This is a genomic window from bacterium (assembly GCA_030018315.1).
In the GTDB taxonomy this organism is placed as follows: Bacteria; Hydrothermota; UBA3073; order JACQXS01; family JAGMCI01; genus JASEGA01.
This window is the reverse complement of sequence record JASEGA010000068.1, coordinates 1-912: the sequence shown is the minus strand read 5'-3', so window position 1 is coordinate 912 and position 912 is coordinate 1. Positions and strand designations below refer to the sequence as shown.

Here is a 912-nt window from a genome sequence, read left to right as displayed (position 1 = left end):
CACCTCCCACTTTTTGCTTGCCTCCTCTCTTTTCTGTGGTATAATCCCAGTAGAATAGAAGTAGAAGTCTCACCGGGCAATGAAGCTGACGGTCCAAAAGCAAAGTCCCTTATTCAGAAAACCACAAAACTTCTCTCACCAGAAGTAGCAGCTATTGACTCAGCGTATGACTCACACGATAACTATAAGAGCTGTATTGACTCTAATATTATCCCTGTTATTGATTTAAACCGGCGTGGCAAGAAGCGAGGGAAAGAGGAAATAGACCTCTTTAGCGAACTTGAAATCCCAAGTTCTGGCTCTGACCTCCTGAGAACTGGCAATACTTTTAGCTGTCCTGCCACTCATCTAAAACTCATGAGAGATGGTAAGGAACCCAAAAGGAGCAATCGGCAGAAGTTACTCTGTAGGCACAAAGATTGTCCATTAGCTAACAAATGCAAGCCTCTCTCGGGGTATGGCAGAGTATTTTATGTTTATCCGACTCAAGAGATAAGGGACAGTATTTTGCGAGATTCTGGGGAATGGAAAAAGTTATACAATTTCAGAACTGCAATAGAGAGGTGTTTTTCTGAACTCAAGGGTAGGGACTTACTTGAAGCTCCAAAGGTAAGGGGAATTGCAAACATGTGGATTCATGTATTACTGAGCCTGATTGCACTGATTGTGAAGCGAATAAGGGATTTCATTCTTAGAGGCAGATTAGTAATAGTCTCAGGAACGAGTTAGCCATAACGAGAAGCAATTGACTTAAGAGATAGGATTTAGCGATGGAGTATGTGCTTTTTAGCGGGAAACTGCTGAAAATTGCTCTTTCACATATTTTAATTTCAAAGAGCTGAGTAATTATTTTCTAATAACTACTCTTCAAATTATCTTTCCCAAAAAACTACCCATTTCTAAATAGCCTTA

Annotated in this window: 1 protein-coding gene; it reads left to right on the top strand. The window is 40.4% G+C overall.

Annotated features, from left to right (window positions below):
* Nucleotides 1-729: transposase (locus QMD71_10065; protein MDI6841169.1), on the top strand; the 729-nt coding region annotated here is incomplete at its 5' end.
* Nucleotides 730-912 lie beyond the last annotated feature (183 nt).